Below are 17,584 nucleotides of genomic sequence, written 5' to 3'. Positions count from 1 at the left end.
ATTTTAGGCTAAATTGCCCTTATAATTTTACTTGTACTTTTCTGTTCTAAAGCCAAGCAATAGGCTTACACACATTAGCAATAATATAATAGTAAACGGAAGTGCCGTTGAAATAGTGCCAGCTTGAAGCGCTTGAATTGCTTGAGTACCACCTACCCACAACAATGCAATCGCAATTAAACCTTCAATAACAGCCCAAAATACGCGTTGTGCCACAGGGTTATCAATTTTACCACCTGCAGTAATACTATCGATAACCAATGAGCCTGAATCTGATGAAGTAATAAAGAATACTAAAACAAGACAAACGGCAATAACTGATAAGATAGTACCAAAAGGTAGTGCATCAAACATCTGGAACATCGCCAGTGGCACTTCAGTAATACCATTTTTTCCTAACGATCCAATGCCATCCATCACTTGGTGAATGGCTTGACCGCCGAATACTGACATCCAAACAGTTGTAACCACAGTCGGCACAATCAAGACAGCAATTAAGAACTCACGAACAGTACGACCTTTTGAGATACGTGCAATAAATGAACCTACAAATGGTGACCATGAAATCCACCATGCCCAGTATACAATTGTCCAACCGTGTAACCATGCTTGGTCTGTACGTCCAAATGGGTTACTGAGTGGAATGAAGTTCTCTACATACCCCACAATCGTTGTTGGGATTGTATGCATAGAAACAGTAAAACCAACGGCGCCGACAAAAACAAGAAGAACTAATGCTACCAGCATATTGATATTGCTTAGCAATTTAACGCCAGAATCAATACCTTGTGCTACTGAGTAGATGGCAATTAAAGTAACGACAATAATAATACCAATCTGTAATCCCAAACCACCATGAGTACCAAATACGTGGTTGATACCACTTGCCGCCTGCTGAGCCCCTAGTCCTAATGATGTCGCTAAACCGAATAGCGTCGCAAGCACAGCAAGAATATCAACAATATGCCCAGCCCAACCCCAAGTACGATCGCCAAGAATAGGATAAAACACCGAACGAATAGAAAGTGGTAAACCTTTATTATAAGCAAAAAATGCCATTGAAAGCGCAACAACACCGTAAATAGCCCATGGGTGTAAACCCCAATGGTACATAGTTGCACCCATCGCGACTTTAAAAGCCTCTGGCGTTTCAGGTGTCACACTTAGCGGTGTTGAACCACCCCATCCGGTATAATACGCGGCAGGCTCGGCAACACTCCAAAACATTAAACCAATCCCCATACCTGCAGCAAACAGCATGGATAACCAAGATAAGGTTGTATGTTCAGATTCAGCTTCTTTACCGCCAAGGCGAATACGCCCGTAAGGAGAAATGATGAGCCCTAAACAAAAAATAACAAAAAAGTTTCCCGCTAAAAGAAACATGGTATCGAATTTATTTACGATAGCATTTTTAACACTATCTAACGCTGCTTTTGCTGTTGCAGGATCGCTGATAAGAATTGCTGCTAAAAAGAGAACAATTAATCCTGCACTAACGCCAAATACCGCATTATGGACATCAAAGCCCCATTTTTGGACATTATCTTGTCCAATTGTATAGTCGGTATTATGAATACTATATTTATCGTGCTTACTCATTTATAAAGTCCCGTTATGATTACAACTCAAACCATCAATACTTAGTCCTGTAAATAAAATCTGAGCGGCAATATATAACCATTTCATCATAATAACTGTCAATAGATGGCTTAATCGTCTAAAAACAATTCATTTGTTATAAAAAACACCATATCCCATAAAAAATAATGATATCAGTGTGTAAAATTAATAATGCTTTTCATTGTACTCTAACTACTACCCTATCAACTTTAGACTGTTTTTTTATCGTTGGCTGATAAATATAATTTTATCATCGTAGTTATTTTTATACTTTAATTCATGATGTTATAACTTAAGCTTAAATTTATAAAATTATCAGCTATCAAAGTTATCTCACTTCCGTAAATAGCTTTTTATTATTAATCACTGCATTAACTAGCAATATAAAAATAGAAATTGAGAATGCCGATTTGCCAGAAATAGTGTGCAACTCCGTAACACTCGTTATCAGTAATGTGGGAATACTTATCTAAAAAAAACAATTCAATGGTGCTTTTTTATACACCCTACAATTAAAATATCCCCTTAACTAGGCGAAATCTAAATGAATATGAGTACAGCCTTTTTTACATGCAATCCCTGGTTGTTCGCTTTTTTCAGGTGGAACTAAGAATAATGATTGATCGCATTCTTTACAGTTAACTACTTTACCTTGCATCACTTTTTTAATAATAGCTTGTTGGTCACCAAACGATTGTTTGGCCTGTTTGTTTAATTGAGAAAAATCGAGTTTCATAAGGTCAGCTCATATATGTACTAGTAATAGATATAAAAAAGGGCTTTTCAGCCCATTTTTATAATTCAAAATCATCAAACTCAGTTGCTTCAACTTGACGCTCAAGAAAAGCGACTAAATCGTCATGACCGCCAATATATTTATCATCTAAAATAATTTGAGGTACAGTACGAACCGTTAGCCCTGCCTTTTGTTCGATGAAATCAACCATCACTAATTTTGATAAATTTAGCCCTAAAACAAGTGTTGTATACTCGATACCACGCTCATCAAGTAGTGCTTTTGCTTTCACACAAAACGGACAATTCGGCTGCGTAATTACTAAATTGTCGTATTGCTCAAGCTGTTCGATTGTTAGATTTTTTACTTCAGTCATCACAATGCCACTTCTTCTATAAGATAAGTTGGTCAAGATAATTGAAACTTGCTTAATAGTAAAACATCTACTTCACACCTGTTTACGATCTAAACAATATTTAATTTTAGTTGCACTGTTCACTTTCTATTCGCAATTACTCATTGATAGTCAATTAGTAACCCCCTCTTTTCAACAGATAAAATATAACAATTTGTTTTATAAGAAATTAAAATACAAATACTGAATAAAATAACGATAGAAAAGTTAACAAATTTTAACCTTTCACATGTTGAACATTCATCGAAAATAGATGATATTAATTACCTCACTACCGTTAACTGTTTCGTCAGTCCTTTTGCATTCAAACACTAACGGATAATCAAAAGCAGCCCAATGAACAATAATAAATCGCTTTTATCACGGAATTTAACTGCTCTGTCATTACAGAGTTAAGGAGAGAGTTGTGGATATAATAGCTACACCACAAACATATAATAAAGGTGAGTTAACTCAATTACTGGATATTGCACGCAATGCTATTCATGACCATTTTTCTGATCGTCCGATAAATGCACCTCGGCTTAATCATTACACGCGAAAGATGCAACAACATGCAGCATGTTTTGTTACCTTAGAGGTGAATAATGCATTGCAAGGCTCTATGGGGACAACTATTGCTTCGCGTCCATTAGTCATAGAAGTTCATAATAAAGCCGTGGCTAGTGCATACGAAGACCGTCGCTTTATGCCTCTTTCTGAAGAACAACTTGATGAATTAACAATCGAAATCGAAGTATTATCGCCACTTGAAACGTTGCCAATTCACTCTCATCAGGCCTTAGTCGAACACTTACAAATACCTAGCAATCGCCAAGGTATTGTATTAATTGATCGCTACACGCAAACAACAATGCTACCAAGTGCGTGGAGAAAAGGGATCACACCAGATCATTTTATTCAGCAATTGAAACAAAAAGCGGGGTGGTCACCAAGCTATTGGTCACCCAATATGGTTGTTAAAACCTTCACAACTAGCGCACTGAAAGAAAAATACGCCAAAATTCGTAGTAAATATTTCTAACAGCCTACGCAAGCAGCAGTAACTGCTGTTGCTTGCTTATTCAAACCTTTCCGGTACTTTGTCAAAATATTTAATTGATATTGTTTGATTCTCAATCAATTCTATTATGCGTAAATATACCTTTACCCTTCCTATGCTATTTTGCAATCAATCCATACGGTATATGCTTGAACATTTGAGGATGGTCGCTTAGCGTCGGCGCTAAATGCGTTTCTTTCCAATCGAGTAACATTATCGCAAGTACATTGCGGTGCTCACCAGAGACTAAATCTATATCACCCGTTACTGATGGGATCATTCCATGCTGAGGATTTATTGCTTGCTGAATCACCTTGCGGGTTTTCTCTACTACGGGATCTGCCTCTAACCCCGCCAATAAAAAGTTAATCCCGACCTCTGCAATAACATCCTCTTTCGTTTCAGCAATAATCTTATCGATATTTTTGCGGTAGTAATCAAAAATCCATTGATGATCTTTTTCATGGATCGGTAATTGATAGTATTTCGATGCCGCAAAAATAATATGCGTTAACCCATAAATTTTATTGCTGTATTGCAGAGAAGATAATTGATTGTCTTGACTATCAGGATAAGTTTCACGAAAAGCAATAATGAAATCATTCACCACATCTTGTTCACCCAGTTGTCTTAACCAATAGACTTGATTTGCAAGTTGTGCTGCCCACGCTTGGATCATTTCAGGATCAGTAACATATTTTTTAAAATCATAACGGCGAAGAACCTGCCTTAATTGCGCATCATTTTGATGCTTTAACCCATACTCATCGGCACGCGCCATTGAGCCGAGCAACCCAACGCCTAAATATACATATTCAGGCATCGTTTGAGTCGCTTTATATCGACGTTGGCTACGCTCTTTAGGTGATGTTTTATAATTCGCTAATCGCGCTAAACTGTATCGCTGTACTTGCTCAGGTGTCACAACTTCTGTTGAATAGCGATTTAAGTTACTCGCAACTCGCGCCATATCCTGCCATATCGCGGCTGCGTATTTAGGATCTAACGACTGCCGATACATACGTAAGCCATAATGCCCCGCTGTATAGGCTGGCATTGTATATAACTGAGGCTCAAAGGTTTGGCGGATCTGATTAGCGCTTTGTTGATATGTCGGATTAAACTGTAAACTATTTGCCGCAACAGACCAACAAAATAAAAGGCAGAAAAACCAATAGCGGCTAAGTACCAAACGCATAATGACTCCCCCCGAAAAATAACCAGGGTGAAGAGTAACATTAGGTATTACTATCTCTGTTAACTTTTATCTCTGAATAATTGTTATAATATAAATATGCCAACATGATCACATCGTCATTTAGTCCGCAATATTAATATCAACCCACACCATTCGATGATCTGATCCTGCAGAAGGCTTTTCTCTACCTTTACAATCTAAAATAAGTTCACGTAATAAATCATGTTTATCCGGCCAAAAAACCCCCGTTTTTATCACATCTAAATTTCTTGACGGCAACACATAATCTAACCGCAACCCAGCTAAATGCGTCCACTCATTTTTACGGCCAGTACGCTTTTGCCAAGGATAATAATGCCTTGCACCTTCACTTTTAGGCGTCTGCTTACCACTACTAACCCTTGTATTTATTTTATCGAGTTTCAGTAGGTGTTTAATCGCGTCCTTAAATCCGTCGCCATCATCTAAATCAGCATTTAAATCCCCCATTACAATAAAGGCATCATCAGGTTTTAACCCACCAACTTGATCATTATCGTCAACTAAATAGGATTCATCATTAATGATGTCGATTAAAAGCTGGATTTCATCATGATTACGTTTTGCATTTCGACGTTCGTTACCGTCAAACACAGGAGGGGTTGGATGACAACACAGTAAATTAATTTCTTTATCTTCAACAACAATAGGCACAACAACATGATTTTTAGAAGATAAACGTAATATATGCTGAGCTTCTTTTGAATAATAATCGACAGGCATTAAGTTATTCGGCATATCCTTCCAAAGAAAGTGCTGCCACGTTCGAATATTCTCTTGCTGCAGTGGACATTTAGATAAAATAACAAAACCAAAATGACCATGAAATTCACCGTAACCTTGGGCATCTTCTGGTAACGTGCAGAGACCATCACCGTTTAGATCTATTTCGGTTATTAGGCCGGTATTGGATGAAGGGCAATAGCGATAAGGGTAATCAATCGCAGATTGTTGATATTGAGAATGAGATAAATAATGCTGACAAAAATTATCAAGGCTACCATCATCGCCCCCATTACCAGGGTGATCAAATTCACACAGTAACAAAACATCAGCATTAACATGCTGGATAATAGCGGCGAGTCGCTGAAATCTTTTATTAGTTAAACCCGATGTTTGCTGAAAAATACGCCCTTGTTCTGGCTCAGACATCGCGACATTAAACATAGCCACACGTAAGGATTGTTTTGTTTCTAAAACGGTTGATAAAAACTCTGCCACACGTTATCTCGTTATCAATCATTGAAAACGGCATTGTAAACATCCAACCCATGTTTACAAATACAAACCTCGTAACTTAATTTTTCTAAAGATAAAATTTTAATTAAGATGACTTAACCAATGTATCTATCGCTAAGCGGATTTGTTTTGCATCATATCCTGCTTGATGCCTCATCGCCCCTAAGTTATCTAAAGCCAATTTAAAGTGTACCTGACCCAGTCCATTTTGATTTTTTAACCAATGGCTTACCTCTGTAAGCACAAAAGATGGACGCATATGTGCTGCATGGTATAAACGCCCCAGCCAGAATAGATCCCATTCACTGTCACATAAAACCAAATCATATTGACCTAAAGTCGTATTTAAATGTTGGCAAACATCCACTACTTGCATCCCAGTCTCTTCAATCATTGACCGAGATATCTTATGGATATTGTGTTGAACATCTTTATCCCAATGAGACCAGTTATCGGATGCAGATAGCGGATTAATTAACATGCTACTGTTTGTTCCATCTGGTAAAGAATACCCAACCTCAATCGGATATGAATGTTCAGATAAACCTGATGCCTCAAAATCAAGTATTGCCCACATTTCACACTCCCTGTCTTTATAACTATGCTGTTAATCATCAATGTCCCTACTGTGACAACAACCCAATAACTATTTAAAGAATGCCCACACCTTTTAACTTTAGACCGTCACTCATAACACAACAAAACTTTCATAGATAAGGATTACTTTTAAGACACACTACACATAAGTAATAAAAGACTTACTTTAATTAATCGTTAGTAAATACAGCGCATTGCTGCATTTCCCCATCATTTAACGATATAATTACTGACACTGTATTTTGACCTAAAAATAGTTATGATTACTTCTCCCACTCCTCTGATTGGCTTTGCGGGCTTTAGTGGCTCAGGAAAAACAACGTTATTAGAAAAAGTAATCCCGTTACTCAAGCAACGTGGTATTCGATTAGGTCTAATAAAACATAGTCATCATGACATTGAACCTGATGTACCAGGTAAGGACTCTTATCGATTACGTCATGCGGGTTGCGGGCAAACATTACTGGCAACAAAATCACGCCACATGCTTTATTTTGAATACCCAGAAGATGAACGTAAAGATCCTGAACTTAACGACTGTTTAGAGCAACTCGATCACAGCAAGCTCGATCTTGTATTAATTGAGGGGTTCAGAGAGCAAGCTTTTCCTAAAATAGAAATTCATCGTCCGTCTTACAATAAACCCTTATTGTATCCTAACGATCCTTACATTATCGCATTTGCTACTGACGCAGATACTCAACTATGTCCGCTACCGCAGCTAAATATCAATGATCCTGAGTCTATTGCGCAATTTATTCTTACTTGGTTAGAAAAAGATGGTCACTAGAAAGATGACCAGTATAAATACAGCCCGTTTTTGTCCGCAGTGTGGCAAATCAAGCTTAACCCGTTTAACCGATAAGCAATTTACTTGTAGCGCCTGTAATTTTACCTATTTTCACAACCCAGCGGCTGCTGTTATGGTTGCGCTGTCATATGAAGATGAGTTACTGGTAGCAATAAGAGGTAGAAATCCAGGATTAGGATTATGGGATTTACCTGGCGGATTTGTTGACCCTAATGAATCCTTAGAGCAAGCAGCAATACGAGAAATACAGGAAGAACTCAACTTAACGCTGACTGATTTCACATACCAAGGCTCATTCAGTAATACGTATTGCTACAAAAATATTGAATATAAAACCTGTGATACTTTTTTTAGTCATCAATTATTAGATAAACCAACACTAACGGTACAGGATGATGTTGCTGATATTCTGTGGGTAAAAAACAAGATATCAAACTAGAAAATTTTGCTTTTCCCTCAACGCAACGCGCTGTTGAGTTATGGTTGAATAATTAATAAGTTATAAAATAAGAAGTATCAACGTCTATTGATACTTCTTATCAATGGGTTACAAAAGATTATTGATTATATGAGGATGGCTCTTTGGAGAAGATCATTACCCCCAACTGGCCGTTGACTTGATATGAAAGCGCTAATTTACCCGCGAAATAAGTGAATTGACTCACCCCACCTAATTGCTCTAAATATCGTTGTTGTTGTTCTGCAGCTAAAGGATTATTGCACTGTTTTTCAGTCACCAATGTATGCTGCTTTAATACATTAATAAAGCCCGGACGCGGCTCTGATGTAACGGAAACCGTATAATTATTACAGGCAACTGAACCAGTAAAATGTCCATTAATATAACGTAATCGAATATCGTTTTCGGCACTCACCGGATCGCCATAACGCCAGCTTTCTAGTCTCCATTCAGTATTAGATAAAATATCTGGGGTTAAACGAACAATTTTTCGTGTGTTCGGCTCTTCTATTAATTGATTATGACTATCTAAATGCCAGACATGTTGAACCACATCACCAGGACAACAAGCTGAATCGTTTTTACCCGGCTGAATAACATCTAAAATAATTTTCTTATTCAATATTTTTAGATCTTTAACTCGAAAACGATCGCCGACAAACTGAGTCGCAATATTTTTTAAATGGCCACTTTCTTTGTCAACAACAGCTATATACAAATATTGCCCTGTTCCACCCGGTGAGTAATTTAATAAAACCACTGCCATTTTGTTATTACTTTCCGTCAGTGAACCCACAGCTTTAATATCATCAAGCAGTATGACTTGTGGCATGACTGAACCACCAGGTTGATACGGTTCTCCTGCCCATAAACCATGCTGTAATTTAATCGGTGTACCAATATCTTCGATACCGTTATAGCGAGCATCTTTTAAATCGTGAAAACTATATGTGGCAAGTGGTGCCAGAACGGTGGCATTAATAGCGGTAAGATTATCTAAGCGAGAATGATAAGTTGACACTAAACAACGTTGAGCATCAGATTGATGTAAACAACCTTTTCTTGTTTCTAACCAGTTTTTCTGTGTTTCCTTTATCACAGAAGCTTCGCTTACCATCGACTGGGTTAAAACTTGCTGATACATGTCTACCATCAGCTTATGTAACAGTGATAATTTAGGATCTTTACAAATTAATATATCAACATTAGAGGTCACTAAATGGCAATCTGAGCCGGCATTATCGGCTGCCATGAGCGTTGTACTAAATGTTGCGATAGCTCCTACAAATAAGAGCACCAAACATCTCATTTTCATTCCTCTATTTTCCACTTACTGTTATCAGATAAACAGTTACTGGATTAATTCGACCGACATTTTATTAATTAGTTCCTTACTCTCAATAAGTTACTAAATAAATAATAACATCACGAATTGTTACATTAATTGTGAAATCAGTAACCTCATCGTCTATGCTTGCATCCTAAAGTAAAAAAAACTTTATTTTGCGGATAATTATAAGGAAATTATATGTTTAAACGCTCTTATCTCAGCTTGGCAATCCCAGCTATTTTGGCACTTTCTGGATGCGACCAAAAAACTAAAACTGAAAGTATTGAACCACAGCAAGTTACTAAACCTACCTCTGCTGCTGTAACCACTTTACCAGCAAAATTAGTGCATCATGCCGATACGATTTACTCCGGCGGCGATATTATTACAATCAATGATAAACAGCCTGAAGTTGAAGCCGTTGCAGTTAAAAATGGAAAAATACTGGCGACAGGTAGTCTTTCTGATATTGAAAAGCACAAGAATGCAGAAACAAATATTGTTGATTTAAAGGGTAATACACTAATTCCAGGGTTTGTTGATGCACACGGTCATGTCTTCAATGTAGGCTTACAAGCATTATCCGCTAACTTACTACCCCCACCAGATGGTGAAGGTCGTGACATTAATAGCCTGATTGAATTAACCAATCAATGGCATAAAGACTTTCCTGAGCGTAGTGATAAAGTAGGCTGGATTATTGGCTTTGGCTATGATGATTCACAACTAACCGAAAAACGTCACCCTACAGCTGAAGATTTAGATAAAATCTCAACAGAATTACCCGTTATTCTGATCCACCAATCAGGCCACCTTGCAGCAGTAAATAATAAAGCGCTGGAAGTTGCTGGTGTCACGGATAAAACTGAAGATCCTGAAGGTGGTGTTTTTGTACGTAAAAAAGGATCTCAACAACCTAATGGGACGTTAGAAGAAAATGCGTTCTATTATGTATTAGGTAAAGTACTTGCTAATATGAGTAATGAAGATAATGAAAAAATCTTCAAAGCGGGAATGGAACTCTATAGTCAATTTGGCTATACCACAGGCCAAGAAGGACGTGCATTTCCTAACATTATGCCGATCATGCAAAAAGTCTCGGAAGAAGGTAATTCCCCAATTGATGTCGTTGCCTATCCTGATATCGTGATCGCAAGCCAAACCATTTCTGGCCCTTACCTAAGTAATGACTACAAGAATAACTTCCGTATCGGTGGTGCAAAACTCACGATTGATGGATCACCACAAGGTAAAACAGCATGGTTAACTCAGCCTTACTTTGAGCCTCCTAAAGGCAAAGATGGCTCTTACGTCGGTTATTCTGCTATTTCAAATAACGATACCTTCAAATACGTCGATCAAGCCTTTGAAAATAACTGGCAAATACTTGCTCACGCCAATGGCGATGCTGCCATTGATGTTTTTATCGCCGCAGTAAAACAAGCTGAAGATAAATACGGCAAGAAAGATCGTCGCCCAGTCCTAATCCATGGACAAACCATTCGTCCAGATCAAATCAATAGCTTAAAAGAGCTAGGAATTTTCCCATCGTTATTCCCAATGCATACTTATTACTGGGGAGACTGGCACCGAGATTCTGTTTTAGGTCCTGAGCGCGCTGAATTTATTTCACCGACAAAAACGGTCTACGATAAAGGAATTAAATTCTCGTCACATCATGACGCGCCAGTCGCTCTGCCTGATTCAATGCGCGTATTATCTGCAACAGTTAATCGTCGTTCTCGTACAGGCGATATTATTGGTCCTACAGAACGTGTAAGCCCATTAATTGGATTGAAAGCGATGACAATTTGGCCTGCATACCAACACTTTGAAGAAGATAAAAAAGGCTCAATTGAAGTAGGGAAAGAAGCTGATTTCGTTATATTATCAGATAATCCGCTGAAAATAGATCCATTAAAAATCGAAGATATTAAAATCCAAGCTACGATTAACGATGGCAAAACAGTGTACCAAATAACTCAGTAATTCATGCACACCAGCTTTAATTGAAACTAGAACTGGTGTCTTCGCTTTGTTCTATATTCCACTTACTTTTTATCCCATCATCATCTATTTTTATAATCAGATGATGATTTAATTAATCGCCATCAATTGTCTTACAAATTATTTTCGCTAGAATGTCGCCTCGTTTGCCCTGATGGCAGATCAAACAGGTTCTATATGCGCTCTTTAAATCAAATTTTTATTACGTGCCTTTTTGTGATTAGCATGCCATGTTTAGCGGCAGCAAACACTGTCACACCTCCTATTCAAACCTTTGAGCAACTAGCTCAAGCTCAGCAGACGAAACAAGCAATACAAATTATTGATTGTCGAGACAGCAATTACTTCAACGGTTGGCCAAAGCGAAATGCAACTCGAGGTGGTCATATCCCTAACGCTGTCAATATTGATAGTCAATGGCTCACTCTTTTAACACCGATTCAGCTATCAAGCTTACTTAAAAATCGTCAGCTATCTCCGAAAGTACCAACCGTCCTGTATGGCGATAAAACCTCAACGACGGCAATGAGTGAAGCACTCAAACAACAAGGTTTTAGCGCTATATCTACAATTAATCAGCCCGTTACGGACTATGTAGGCAAACTGAAAGCACTTAAAAACTTTAAACACTTAGTATCTGCACAATGGTTAGATCAGCTAATCAATCACCAGCAGCCATTGTACGCACCACAGCACGGCTATAAAATTGTTGAAGTTGAATGGGGTCCACCGTCCACATATTTACTTTCACATATCCCCAACTCGCTGTATGTCAATACCAATGATATTGAAAGCAAGCCTTGGTGGAATAAAGTCAGTAATAATGATCTTAAAAAAGTCATTACTGATTTAGGCATTCGTTATAACACCACTGTCATTGTCTATGCTCGTAATAATATGTCAGCAGCACGCTTTGCTAACTTTCTAATGTATGCTGGCGTTGAGGATGTAAGACTACTCAATGGCGGCTGGAATGCGTGGGAAAACGCACATTACCCGACCCAAGCTTTCATTAATGAAAACCACGACGATGTGAGTTTTGGTAAAACGATTCCAGCAAACCCTCAATACCTGACGGATCTCCAGCAAGCAAAAACAATACTAAAAGAACCCCAAAGTACCCATTCACTCGTAAGTATTCGTACTTGGCAAGAATATATTGGAAAAACCAGTGGCTATGATTACATCAAGCCTAAAGGTCGTATCAAAGGGGCTAAATGGGGACACGCTGGTAGTGACTCTTACCATATGCAAGATTTTAATAACCCAGATGGCACAATGAAAAGTGGTTACCTCATCGCGAAACAATGGGCGAAATGGAATATTAAACCAAACCAACAAGTCGCCTTTTTCTGTGGTACTGGTTGGCGAGCATCTGAGGCATTTTTCTATGCTTATGTTATGGGATGGAAAGATATCAGTGTCTTTGATGGTGGGTGGTATCAATGGAGCGCAGATAAAAACAACCCTATTGCAGAAGGCTTACCTAAATAACATAGTTAAAGCTCTGACATAAAACGGTGGCTCTTAGCTGCCGTTTACTTATTCAAACTGTAATGACATTCACAAAGTTAAACTAATTTACTTAAAGAACAAGAAGCTAACATTCCTCTGACCAACAAATGACCATATCCTAACAGCCACTACGTTGAATGACATCTAACCACCTATTAACCTTGCACATCTTAAATAAAACTAAGTTGTGGAGGCCATATGTCAACGTTTACTATCGCTCCCGTATATTTAGTAAATAATAACGCAAAAAAAATGCGTTATGCGCAAGCCGAAATACCGCCGACCCAACCTCGGGTTAACCAAGAAAACTCAGAGAAAAAAATCTCTACCATTATGACTTTCAGTGGTTACGATAATCGTGGAGAAATACAGCCTAAAGCGCCAACTAAAGGCTGTACGATTAATATTAACGTTTAACACAAATCTCTGAACGCAAAGGGACTTGCTCAATCTGCGCCATAACCTTACTTGGGTTAGCCTGATACGCTTTACTTATCGAAGACACACCCAGCTTATGTTTCAGGTAATTAGTGTAATCATTAAACTTATACTGGCTATAGGCTTTGGGGTACATACGACTACAACTGTTATACCACTCAACATAACGTTTAAAGAACAGTGTTGCTTGCTGTGCTGTCATCTGCGACATCATTATTGCCATATCTTTAGATAATTGGAAATGCTGATAATCAATTGGCGAATTCCAAAAACCGCCCCAATATAAAAAGCCATTACGTGCAAAAATATCGACGACTGTTTCAGCCATCCCTTTTCTATCTGGTTTACCATAACGATAGATTTCACGGTTAGCATATTTTGTCCCTTCTACGGGGCTATATTTTGCCTGACCTGCGCGCGCAAAAGTCACAAATGGGTTTTGCACCGGATTTAAATCAATCGCTGCACCATAGGCGTGAAGCGATAAACTACTCGTCCCTTCTACTGGGCGATAGTTAAAAGCAGAAGTATTATTATCTGTCATCGATACCGTGTCATCACCGCGATATTTTTCAATCGGAACCGCTTTATGAATTGGAAATCCTTGTTGATATAATTCATCGAAAATTTTACCCACATAAGGCGCTGTTGCATCCATTACAATAATTTGACCATTAGTGTGAACACGATTAGAAAAATCACGATATTTAAATGTCACTTTTTTCAAACGTTGGCACTGTACTGGTGCCGAGCTCGACATCACGCCAACTTTTGACATTGCCTGACATTCAGCTGTTGTTAGCGATGAAACAGTTGCAGCCAACACACTTCCACTAAAACAGCTAAAACTAATCACTAAACCTAGCGTAATAAATTGTTTATTCATCATCCCTTCTCATTAATCAGGCAAGAAAAAGACGCGTCATTGCGCGCCTTGTTTATAAGAATGTTTTAGTTTAAAAACTAATTGGCTTACGACCAGTCGCTGTATCTGGTTTTACATCAGCAGCTTTGTTAGCCGCTTTTTTGGTAACAGAACGATTTCCTGCAGTATTCGGTTTGCTAGTACTCTTTTTCTTATCAGCAGCTTTATTTGCTTTTTTTGACGCCGCTTTAGGAGATGCTTTTGGTTTTTCCTCGGCAACACGCATCATTTTTTCTTGTACTGGCTGGTCGCACAACACAACGTAAAACTCACCATTAAACTCAATCACATCACCGTCATATATCTTGCAACGTTTACGTAATTCAAGCTCACCGTTTACTGCAACATAACCTTCAGAGATGGCATATTTTGCTTCACCGCCACCACTGACTAAGTTGGCTATCTTTAACACTTTATATAATTCGATAGGTTGAGCTGAAACTTCAACACCAATTGCTTCAACTTCAATTTCTTCAGACATGTCGATAACTCAAATAAGAGAACAAAAAGGAATATATTTCTAATTCTACCCCACATTACAATATGAAGGAAAAAAATGAGCGAATAGAACAGTACTTCGTAAAAAAGTGATAAAAATCATTGATAGTAAAGATCTAAATGTTCACAAATTCTGAAAGAAAAGAAAATAAAGAATAAGAATCTCATCCCAAAAAACATGACAAAAATATAACTTTAGCAACTTACAATTCCTAAAAACCTGAACTAACCTTGTTTTTTGTAGCTTGATTTGCTGTGTAAATGGGCAACAAGCCTAACAGCTAGAGTAAAAAGCAAGCGAATAACGATTTTATTACGCATAGCTATGTTCTGGTTGATATAAGTAGTGCTATAATCCGCGACCTCACATGTGACCGTAATTGTTGATAGAGAAAAACAATGACAGATTTATCTAAATACAGAAACATTGGTATTTTCGCCCACGTTGATGCGGGTAAAACTACTACTACCGAGCGTATCCTTAAGCTAACTGGTCAAATCCATAAAACTGGTGAGGTTCACGATGGTGAATCTACTACTGACTTCATGGAACAGGAAGCTGAGCGCGGTATTACTATCCAGTCAGCAGCTGTAAGTTGTTTCTGGAAAGATCACCGTTTCAACGTTATCGATACTCCTGGACACGTTGACTTCACAGTTGAAGTTTACCGTTCTCTTAAAGTACTTGATGGTGGTATCGGTGTATTCTGTGGTTCTGGTGGTGTTGAGCCTCAGTCTGAAACAAACTGGCGTTACGCTAACGAATCTGAAGTTGCACGTATCATCTTCGTTAACAAACTAGACCGTATGGGCGCAGATTTCTTCCGCGTTACAGACCAAGTTAAAAGTGTACTTGGCGCAACGCCGCTAATCATGACACTTCCAATCGGTCGTGAAGATGATTTCGTTGGTGTTGTTGACGTTCTAAACCGTCAAGCGTACGTTTGGGATGACACTGGTCTTCCAGAAAACTACGAAATCACAGACGTCCCAGCTGACATGGTTGATGATGTTGAAGCTTACCGTGAAGAGCTTGTTGAAACTGCTGTTGAGCAAGATGACGACCTAATGGAAGCTTACATGGAAGGTGAAGAGCCTTCTATCGAAGACATCAAGCGTTGTATCCGTAAAGGTACTCGTACTTGTGATTTCTTCCCAACATTCTGTGGTTCTGCATTCAAAAACAAAGGTATGCAGCTTGTACTAGATGCTGTTGTTGATTACCTACCTTCTCCAACAGAAGTAGATCCACAGCCACTAACAGATCCAGAAACTGGTGAGCCAACTGGTGAAGTTGCAACAGTTTCTGTTGACGAACCATTCAAAGCGCTAGCATTCAAAATCATGGATGACCGTTTTGGTGCCCTAACTTTCGTTCGTATTTACTCTGGTAAACTGAACAAAGGTGACACAGTTCTTAACAGTGCAACTGGTAAGACTGAGCGTATCGGCCGTATGGTTGAGATGCAAGCTAACGATCGTAACGAACTTACTTACGCGCAAGCTGGTGACATCATCGCTATCGTTGGTATGAAGAACGTTCAAACTGGTCACACTCTATGTGATGTTAAGCACGAGTGTACTCTTGAGCCAATGATCTTCCCAACACCAGTTATCTCAATCGCTGTATCTCCAAAAGATAAAGGCGGTTCTGAGAAAATGGGTATCGCGATCGGTAAGATGGTTGCAGAAGATCCATCATTCCAAGTTGAGACTGATGAAGATTCAGGTGAAACAATCCTTAAAGGTATGGGTGAGCTTCACCTAGACATTAAGGTTGATATCCTTAAGCGTACATACGGTGTAGACCTTATCGTTGGTCAACCTCAGGTTGCTTACCGTGAAACTATCACTAAACCTGTTGAAGATAGCTACACGCATAAGAAACAGTCTGGTGGTTCTGGTCAGTTCGGTAAGATCGACTACATCATGAAGCCAGGTGAAGTAGGTTCAGGCTTTACGTTCTCATCATCTGTAATCGGTGGTAACGTTCCTAAAGAATTCTGGCCTGCAATCGAAAAAGGCTTCAAAGGCATGATGGATACTGGTGTTCTTGCTGGTTTCCCTGTTCTTGATGTTGAAGTTGAGCTTGTTGATGGTGCATTCCACGCAGTTGACTCATCTGCTGTAGCATTTGAAATCGCAGCGAAAGGCGCATTCCGTCAATCTATGCCTAAAGCTGGTGCACAGCTTCTTGAGCCAATCATGCACGTTGACGTGTTCACTCCTGAAGATCACGTTGGTGATGTTATCGGTGACCTTAACCGTCGTCGTGGTATGATCAAAGACCAAATGGCTGGTACAACTGGCGTTCGTATCAAGGCTGATGTACCTCTTTCAGAAATGTTTGGTTACATCGGTTCTCTACGTACAATGACTTCTGGTCGTGGTCAGTTCTCTATGGAGTTCGCACACTACGCACCATGTCCTGCAAACGTTGCTGAAAAAGTAATCGCTGAGCAGAAAGAAAAGAACGCTAAGAAGTAATTTTTAATTACTCTAAGTAATCTTTTTAACCCCGAGGGCTTTGCTCTCGGGGTTATTTTTTATCACGTAAAAATCATTCCACATCACTATACACCTCCTATCATTTCATCTTTCCTCGTCTTTAAAGGTTGAGCATCTTGCACACCTTGTAACGCTATTGATAACAATCACAAGTAATCGTGTATGAAAAACAGCAAGGCTATAACTTTACTCTAATTAGAATA

Annotated in this window: 16 protein-coding genes; 7 read left to right on the top strand and 9 right to left on the bottom strand. The window is 38.7% G+C overall.

Features of this window, described 5'->3' with window-relative positions:
* Nucleotides 1-27 precede the first annotated feature (27 nt).
* The 3 genes from C9J40_RS04895 to C9J40_RS04885 form a co-directional block, all read right to left on the bottom strand.
* Complete coding sequence (locus C9J40_RS04895; protein WP_107245973.1) at nucleotides 28-1,602, bottom strand: BCCT family transporter; 1,575 nt, start codon at nucleotides 1,600-1,602, stop codon at nucleotides 28-30.
* Nucleotides 1,603-2,152: 550 nt separating this feature from the next.
* Entirely contained in the window at nucleotides 2,153-2,359 is a 207-nt protein-coding gene (locus C9J40_RS04890) for a hypothetical protein (RefSeq protein WP_105059910.1), read from the bottom strand.
* A gap of 58 nt (nucleotides 2,360-2,417) precedes the next feature.
* Nucleotides 2,418-2,735 (bottom strand): glutaredoxin domain-containing protein, encoded by a 318-nt coding sequence (locus C9J40_RS04885; RefSeq protein WP_107206262.1) that lies wholly within the window; start codon nucleotides 2,733-2,735, stop codon nucleotides 2,418-2,420.
* A gap of 445 nt (nucleotides 2,736-3,180) precedes the next feature.
* Here C9J40_RS04885 and amrA point away from each other — a divergent pair, with 445 nt between their 5' ends.
* Nucleotides 3,181-3,798, top strand: a complete 618-nt coding sequence (amrA, locus tag C9J40_RS04880; protein WP_107206261.1) for an AmmeMemoRadiSam system protein A — start codon at nucleotides 3,181-3,183, stop codon at nucleotides 3,796-3,798.
* A 136-nt stretch (nucleotides 3,799-3,934) separates the two neighbouring features.
* On the opposite strand, the gene C9J40_RS04875 is transcribed toward amrA, so the two are convergent.
* The 3 genes from C9J40_RS04875 to C9J40_RS04865 all read right to left on the bottom strand — a co-directional run bounded on the left by C9J40_RS04875 (nucleotide 3,935) and on the right by C9J40_RS04865 (nucleotide 6,869).
* Entirely contained in the window at nucleotides 3,935-5,014 is a 1,080-nt protein-coding gene (locus C9J40_RS04875) for a DUF3541 domain-containing protein (protein WP_107245972.1), read from the bottom strand.
* 120 nt (nucleotides 5,015-5,134) lie between these two features.
* Entirely contained in the window at nucleotides 5,135-6,274 is a 1,140-nt protein-coding gene (locus C9J40_RS04870) for an endonuclease/exonuclease/phosphatase family protein (RefSeq protein WP_107245970.1), read from the bottom strand.
* 103 nt (nucleotides 6,275-6,377) lie between these two features.
* Nucleotides 6,378-6,869: a hypothetical protein gene (locus C9J40_RS04865; RefSeq protein WP_107206258.1), complete on the bottom strand. Its 492-nt coding sequence runs from the start codon at nucleotides 6,867-6,869 to the stop codon at nucleotides 6,378-6,380.
* 279 nt (nucleotides 6,870-7,148) lie between these two features.
* Between C9J40_RS04865 and mobB the strand changes: the two genes are divergently transcribed.
* Together mobB and C9J40_RS22205 are read left to right on the top strand one after the other, a co-directional pair.
* Nucleotides 7,149-7,679 carry a molybdopterin-guanine dinucleotide biosynthesis protein B gene (gene mobB, locus C9J40_RS04860; protein WP_107245969.1) on the top strand — a complete coding sequence of 177 codons (531 nt, stop codon included), beginning with the start codon at nucleotides 7,149-7,151 and terminating at the stop codon, nucleotides 7,677-7,679.
* Nucleotides 7,680-7,683: 4 nt separating this feature from the next.
* Nucleotides 7,684-8,139 carry an NUDIX domain-containing protein gene (locus C9J40_RS22205; RefSeq protein ID WP_304590043.1) on the top strand — a complete coding sequence of 152 codons (456 nt, stop codon included), beginning with the start codon at nucleotides 7,684-7,686 and terminating at the stop codon, nucleotides 8,137-8,139.
* A 118-nt stretch (nucleotides 8,140-8,257) separates the two neighbouring features.
* On the opposite strand, the gene C9J40_RS04850 is transcribed toward C9J40_RS22205, so the two are convergent.
* Nucleotides 8,258-9,457, bottom strand: coding sequence for an META domain-containing protein (locus C9J40_RS04850; RefSeq protein ID WP_233218472.1), 1,200 nt, complete (start codon nucleotides 9,455-9,457; stop codon nucleotides 8,258-8,260).
* A 231-nt stretch (nucleotides 9,458-9,688) separates the two neighbouring features.
* Here C9J40_RS04850 and C9J40_RS04845 point away from each other — a divergent pair, with 231 nt between their 5' ends.
* The 3 genes from C9J40_RS04845 (at nucleotide 9,689) to C9J40_RS04835 (ending at nucleotide 13,429) form a co-directional block, all read left to right on the top strand.
* Nucleotides 9,689-11,479, top strand: a complete 1,791-nt coding sequence (locus C9J40_RS04845; RefSeq protein ID WP_107206254.1) for an amidohydrolase — start codon at nucleotides 9,689-9,691, stop codon at nucleotides 11,477-11,479.
* A gap of 243 nt (nucleotides 11,480-11,722) precedes the next feature.
* Nucleotides 11,723-12,991: a rhodanese-like domain-containing protein gene (locus C9J40_RS04840; RefSeq protein WP_233217673.1), complete on the top strand. Its 1,269-nt coding sequence runs from the start codon at nucleotides 11,723-11,725 to the stop codon at nucleotides 12,989-12,991.
* 219 nt (nucleotides 12,992-13,210) lie between these two features.
* Complete coding sequence (locus C9J40_RS04835) at nucleotides 13,211-13,429, top strand: hypothetical protein (RefSeq protein WP_107245966.1); 219 nt, start codon at nucleotides 13,211-13,213, stop codon at nucleotides 13,427-13,429.
* Here the strand turns inward: C9J40_RS04835 and C9J40_RS04830 are convergent.
* Nucleotides 13,419-14,339 (bottom strand): M15 family metallopeptidase, encoded by a 921-nt coding sequence (locus C9J40_RS04830; protein WP_107245964.1) that lies wholly within the window; start codon nucleotides 14,337-14,339, stop codon nucleotides 13,419-13,421. The genes C9J40_RS04835 and C9J40_RS04830 overlap by 11 nt on opposite strands.
* A gap of 67 nt (nucleotides 14,340-14,406) precedes the next feature.
* Nucleotides 14,407-14,856 (bottom strand): RNA-binding S4 domain-containing protein, encoded by a 450-nt coding sequence (locus C9J40_RS04825; protein WP_107245962.1) that lies wholly within the window; start codon nucleotides 14,854-14,856, stop codon nucleotides 14,407-14,409.
* Between the two features lie 416 nt (nucleotides 14,857-15,272).
* Between C9J40_RS04825 and fusA the strand changes: the two genes are divergently transcribed.
* Entirely contained in the window at nucleotides 15,273-17,360 is a 2,088-nt protein-coding gene (gene fusA / locus C9J40_RS04820) for an elongation factor G (RefSeq protein WP_107206249.1), read from the top strand.
* Nucleotides 17,361-17,584: the final 224 nt, after the last annotated feature.

Origin of the sequence: Photobacterium sp. GB-72 (assembly GCF_003026095.1) — a bacterium.
Taxonomy (GTDB): domain Bacteria; phylum Pseudomonadota; class Gammaproteobacteria; order Enterobacterales; family Vibrionaceae; genus Photobacterium.
The sequence above is the reverse complement of the archived record's forward strand: the minus strand, read 5'-3'. Positions and strand labels throughout refer to the sequence as shown.